At 65.8% G+C, this 3743-nt stretch carries 8 protein-coding genes; 3 read left to right on the top strand and 5 right to left on the bottom strand.

Features of this window, described 5'->3' with window-relative positions:
* The first annotated feature begins 402 nt into the window (after nt 1-402).
* Nucleotides 403-633, top strand: a complete 231-nt coding sequence (locus Mth01_RS29030; protein ID WP_204019157.1) for a DUF433 domain-containing protein — start codon at nt 403-405, stop codon at nt 631-633.
* Nucleotides 630-998, top strand: a complete 369-nt coding sequence (locus Mth01_RS29025; RefSeq protein WP_204019156.1) for a DUF5615 family PIN-like protein — start codon at nt 630-632, stop codon at nt 996-998. The genes Mth01_RS29030 and Mth01_RS29025 overlap by 4 nt, the downstream gene beginning before the upstream one ends.
* Here Mth01_RS29025 and Mth01_RS29020 read toward each other — a convergent pair.
* From Mth01_RS29020 to Mth01_RS29005, 4 genes are all read right to left on the bottom strand, one after another.
* Nucleotides 955-1368: a hypothetical protein gene (locus tag Mth01_RS29020; protein WP_204019155.1), complete on the bottom strand. Its 414-nt coding sequence runs from the start codon at nt 1366-1368 to the stop codon at nt 955-957. The genes Mth01_RS29025 and Mth01_RS29020 overlap by 44 nt on opposite strands.
* Nucleotides 1369-1653: 285 nt before the next feature.
* Nucleotides 1654-1902: a hypothetical protein gene (locus Mth01_RS29015; RefSeq protein WP_204019154.1), complete on the bottom strand. Its 249-nt coding sequence runs from the start codon at nt 1900-1902 to the stop codon at nt 1654-1656.
* A complete protein-coding gene (locus Mth01_RS29010) occupies nt 1903-2274 on the bottom strand; it encodes a DUF6247 family protein (RefSeq protein ID WP_204019153.1) in 372 nt (123 codons plus the stop codon). It lies immediately after the preceding gene.
* A gap of 118 nt (nt 2275-2392) precedes the next feature.
* Entirely contained in the window at nt 2393-3127 is a 735-nt protein-coding gene (locus tag Mth01_RS29005) for a GntR family transcriptional regulator (RefSeq protein ID WP_204019152.1), read from the bottom strand.
* A 191-nt stretch (nt 3128-3318) separates the two neighbouring features.
* Between Mth01_RS29005 and Mth01_RS29000 the strand changes: the two genes are divergently transcribed.
* Nucleotides 3319-3537, top strand: a complete 219-nt coding sequence (locus Mth01_RS29000; RefSeq protein ID WP_204019158.1) for a hypothetical protein — start codon at nt 3319-3321, stop codon at nt 3535-3537.
* Here the strand turns inward: Mth01_RS29000 and Mth01_RS28995 are convergent.
* Nucleotides 3486-3743 (bottom strand): hypothetical protein (locus Mth01_RS28995; RefSeq protein WP_204019151.1); only part of this gene is annotated, 258 nt, incomplete at its 5' end. The two genes, Mth01_RS29000 and Mth01_RS28995, sit on opposite strands and share 52 nt — an antisense overlap.

Below are 3743 nucleotides of genomic sequence, written 5' to 3'. Positions count from 1 at the left end.
TGAACCCCGCATCCACCTCCAGATTGACGACCGCGCAGTCATCGAGATGACGATCACCGAGGCCCGCAGCGCCGGAATGCACCTCATCGGCCTGGCCGCCCTCGCCGTCATGGAGACCCCGCCCGCATAGCACGCTCGCCGCAATCACCGCCCGGCCTGACGCTCCCCGGCGTGACAGGTCTGATGAGCCGCCCTGCCGATCGCTTTCGCCGGTGACGGCAGGGTGCGGGCGGCCTTCCCCGAACACCTTCCCGCCGAGGAAGGCCGCCCCGTCAAACGGCCCGCCTGCCGTACACCCCCCGTGACGGCAGGCGGGCCAGCTTTCCAAGCTGACAGCGCGGGTTCGATGACGCTCGCCCGCTCGTGGCCAACCTGGCAGTATCAGGAGCGAGGGGAGACACTATGAACTTCGACCGCATCGCCGTCGAGCCCGACAAGCTCGAAGGCAAGCCCACCATCCGCGGCCTGCGCATCACCGTCGAGACCGTGGTCCGACTCGTTGCCGCCGGCTGGTCCTTCGACGAGATCCTGTCGGACTACCCAGATCTCGAACGGGACGACATCAAGCAGGCTCTCGAGTACGCGGCGGCGTCGACGAACGTCCACTTCTACCGCCTTCGAGAGTCGGCGTGAACTTCCTGGTCGACGAGAATCTCTCACCCCGAGTCGCTGAACTGCTCACCAAAGCCGATCACGATGCGGTGCACGTCCGCGATCTCCAAGCCAAAGGCGCACCGGACACCACGATCATGGCGCTTGCCGTGGCGAGCGGCCGGGTCATCGTTTCCGCCGACACTGACTTCGGCGCGCTCCTGGCTCAGGCACGCGCCACCGAACCATCAGTCATCCTCGTCCGTGAACTTCTAGAACTCCGGCCGCCTGACCTGGTGAACATCATCCTTTCGCATCTCGACATCCTCCAACCGCATCTCCAGGAAGGCGCGATCGCGGCGTTCACCACCACCGGCATCCGCGTTCGGGCACTCCCGCTTCGCTGAAGGCGCCGAGCGGCGGCAGGGATTGCGCGAGCGCGCCAGGAGTGCCCAGCAAGGCTGCGCTGTCCTCGTCCGAAAGGCCTGCTTCCCGCAGTTGCCTGCTCAGGTGACTGATCGTCTCCCGGTAGGTGGTCAGCTCCTTGGTGGGGACCCCAAGGAGCTCGAACACATACTCCACAGCCACGGGCACGTCGGAGGGGAGATCGAGGATGAAGTGCTTTACCGCCTCGACTTCTTCCCGGAGCTCCGCCAGGGTCTCTCCAGAGACACCTCCGGCAATGGGCGCATCGATCGGAACCGCGCCCCAGATGATGGCTCCGGTGTCGATGGCCCTCTCACGGGTGACTTTGAACCGGAGGCGATGCGTGGTCACTGAAGCCAGTCCTTCCCGAACACGTGCTCAAGGGCGTGTTCCAAGCGAACCCCGTGTCCATCTCCAGATCGACGACCGCGCCGTCATCGAGATGACGATCTCCGAGGCCCGCAGCGCCGGAATGCACCTCATCGGCCGGCCGCCCTCGCCGTCCCGGGAGCCGGAAGCCGTACGGCTCAGGCCGTACCCGACTTGACGCTCCCCGACGTGACGCTCCCCGACGTGACGGGCCCGAGAGCCGCCCTGCCGGTCGCTTTCGCCGGTGTCCGAGGTCTGACGGCGCGGTCAGCCGAGCCAGTCGATCCGGAGGATGTGTACGAGTCGGTGTTCGTCGAGGACGAGGTACACGATCAACCCCAAGCCGCCGAATGCCTGGGTGAGGATGTTGGCCTTCGGGTTGTCTGGATTTAGCGGTTCACCGCTCCAGGGATCTATCTCAAGCGTGGCCCGCAGTTCGAGGAACGGGTTGATCGCTTCCGTCGGGAGGGCGTCGGCCTGCTGCTGGGCTATCGGGTCGAAATCGACGGTGTACACCTACTGTCCCGCCGAGATCCTGCGACGCAGTCGAGCCTCTGCCTCTTCCCAGGCCATCCCGCCGGTGGGCTCGCCGGATTCCACCCGCCGCTGGACCTCCTCGGCCTGGTCAATCATGTCCTGGTAGGCCACGGGATCGGCTCGGAGAACCGCGTGCCGCCACCAGGACTCCACGCACTCGTGTAGTGGTGTCAGGTCCAGATCGTCCGCGGCGGTTCGCAGGGCCTTGCGGTACTGCCGGTCGAATGCGTCCAGATCCTCGATGGGGAGTGCGGCGCGGATGGCACGCGGACTGCGATCATCGCGAAGCGATGTGCGAATCTGCTGCGGCGTACGCCCGATGCTTCCCGGTTCCTGATGCTGTGCCGTCATGCTCCTGCCCCTTCTCCCTGTCTCTGAGCCTATAGACAGCGACTGACAGCCGGAGGCAAGAACCGGATCAGGGCGGCTTGCATCGGCAGCGCGGTCCATGAGCGAAATCGGCGCCAGGTCAGCTGAGGTCGAAGTCCGCTGACAGTTCGCGGCCGTGGCCGAGGTAGTCCTCGGCGTACTCGGTGACCTCGCCCTGGTGATCCCAATAGCAGTTGGTCATGGTCAACGTCGGCGTCCCAGGGTCGACGCCCAGTGCGGCGGCCACATCATCGGGGACAGGCTTGATCGCGACGATGTCTCGACGCTTGGCCGCTCGCCGTCCGGTTCGCTCCTCGACGAGCCCGAACGTCATTTTCGGTAGCGGCCGGCTCAGCAGCAGCTCCGGTGCGGCATCGGCAAGTTGGCCAGGAAGCCATGACGTGGAGAGCGCGACCACTCCCTGCTCGTCGTAGTAGGCGCGCCGGCGGCGTACGACGTTGTCCCCTTCGTCGATACCGAGCGCGTCCGCGACGTGGCTCGGAGCCGGGACCAGGTCGGCTCCGAGGATCTCGGTACGCTCGCCGGGACGTAGACCGTCGCCGGTGGCGCGAAGCATCTGAAGCCGGTCCGGGCCACTGGTCAGCTTGCGTCGCCTGGTGACGATGGTTCCGATGCCGGGCACTGACTCGGCGTAGCCCTCGGCCCGCAGAACTGCCGCGACGCGCGTGGCCGTGGCGGTCGAGACGCCCTCAGTTCGCATGATCTCCCGGACCGACGGGATTTGATCACCAGGCTGCAGCTCTCCCCGCTCGATCCGGGCCTTGATCTGCGCGGCGATCCGTCGATAGGGCGCAAGGGCCTTTGGGATCTCCATAATCATCCTCCTGTTCTAGAGCACTCTAGAGTTTTGCTTGACATTACAGGTGCTCTAGAACACTATAAATCTGCCTTTGCCAAAGGACAACGAAGACCCCTTCGAGCAAAGCGCTAGAGATCAAAAACGGACCCGCCGGAGGTACTGCACACCGCCGACGGGTCCTGATCAGGAAACGGAGGTTCCTGACCGTGTCACACGATAAAGCTGCCGCGGCCGGTGCGGAGTTCGCCGGGTGGCGGATCATGAGGAGTGATGAGGGGCGGCTGTGGGCCAGCCGGGAGCGGCCGTTCTCTCCGGAGGCCGAGCGGGCCGGCGCCTACCGGACGGTGGATGGCGACGACCTGCGCGCGCTGTGTCAGGCGATCGCCGCGCAGGAGAGCCTCGCCGAGATGACGGTGACCCAATGATCGGGAACGAGGTCGGGCTCCGGATCGACGACCACGAGGCTGTGCCCGATGTGAACGGTGGCGGGCACGACAGCGAGTTCGGCCGAGACGTACGTGACGTGCCCGGCCGCACCGGTGATCGACGGGTTCCGAGTCGGCCGATCCGGGATCGGTCGTGTCCGCCGTGGTGTATGGACGCCCACGTCGATGAGCATCCCGGTGAGCGC

The organism is Sphaerimonospora thailandensis (assembly GCF_016863115.1).
GTDB classification, from domain to species: Bacteria; Actinomycetota; Actinomycetes; order Streptosporangiales; family Streptosporangiaceae; genus Sphaerimonospora; species Sphaerimonospora cavernae.
The sequence above is the reverse complement of the archived record's forward strand: the minus strand, read 5'-3'. Positions and strand labels throughout refer to the sequence as shown.

Coding starts and splice junctions, on each gene's coding strand:
- Mth01_RS29005 (WP_204019152.1), bottom strand. CDS start 3,127: ATGGAGATCCCAAAGGCCCTTGCGCCCTATCGACGGATCGCCGCGCAG.
- Mth01_RS29010 (WP_204019153.1), bottom strand. CDS start 2,274: ATGACGGCACAGCATCAGGAACCGGGAAGCATCGGGCGTACGCCGCAG.
- Mth01_RS29030 (WP_204019157.1), top strand. CDS start 403: ATGAACTTCGACCGCATCGCCGTCGAGCCCGACAAGCTCGAAGGCAAG.